The sequence below is a fragment of the Brevibacillus sp. NRRL NRS-603 genome, assembly GCF_003013445.1.
Taxonomy (GTDB): Bacteria; Bacillota; Bacilli; order Brevibacillales; family Brevibacillaceae; genus Brevibacillus; species Brevibacillus formosus.
Genome location: NZ_PXZN01000035.1, coordinates 1 through 981 on the forward strand (window position 1 = coordinate 1; position 981 = coordinate 981).

Here is a 981-nt window from a genome sequence, read left to right on the forward strand (position 1 = left end):
CCTTTACTGCTCCTTGAGCTACCGCTAAGAGGTACTCTACATTATTTTTTAAAGGTGCATTCGGTTGGATCGTTACAGTGTCATTTTTGACGATAAAAGTTGCAGGAACCTCCGCAGCATTTTCATCCATTAATAGGAATTCGTTTGTGCCACTTTTTACTTTGCGATCATACTTAATTGTAATCACCGCATTTACATCCACTTTTGTTTCCTCTTCATACGGCTTTACATCGATTACTATAGGCGCTTGGTTGTTGCTGGTCACAAACTGAGTTGAATACTTATCTATCAATTTAGTAGAACCAGTGGTGCTTACAATTGCTCCTTTGTCTATCTCGATCGCATATTTCGTATTTGATTCCAAAGCCTTGTCAGGACGAATATAGAGGGTGTTATTTTTAATCTCCAATTTTCCGCTGACTGGTGATTTTCCTTTAACCTTATAGAGAGATACTACTGTTGACGGATCATTGTCAAAAGCAATTGGCACCGAGAATGTAAGCGCAGGTTGAATGTTTGTAGGAACATCTGTCTGCGCAATAATAGGATTAGAAACTGATACGAACACATCCCCAGGCTTTGGATAACTGATTAGGTTGTCTGAAATATACGTGCTATCGAGTTGGTATTCACTTTTGAATTTCGCGTCAATTTCCTCTAGCTGCTCATCATCAAGGAACTGATTCGGTACACCAAGCTCTTCTTGCTCCGATTTTGCTGATACGTTGTTGCTGTTTAGGGTTAGACTGAACATGAGTGTTACTGCGAGTAAGGCTTGAAATAACTTCTTCATACTTCTCCTCCAAAATAGTTTTTGTGTACATAAAAATCGTATTTCATTTTTAAGGCGTAACATACAGTTTTTTACACGAAATAAAAATACGGTTATTTTGGACTAGGAACTCTTTCATCCATCGTGACCTTCCTAAATTAGAAAACTCGGAGCAAACTCCGGGCCTCCTCCGTCTCCACTCCAAAAAG

General features: G+C 39.1%; 1 protein-coding gene. It reads right to left on the reverse strand.

From position 1 onward, the window contains the following. A partial coding sequence (locus C7R94_RS23990; RefSeq protein WP_106785239.1) for an Ig-like domain-containing domain occupies positions 1-793 on the reverse strand: 793 nt, incomplete at its 3' end. Positions 794-981 lie beyond the last annotated feature (188 nt).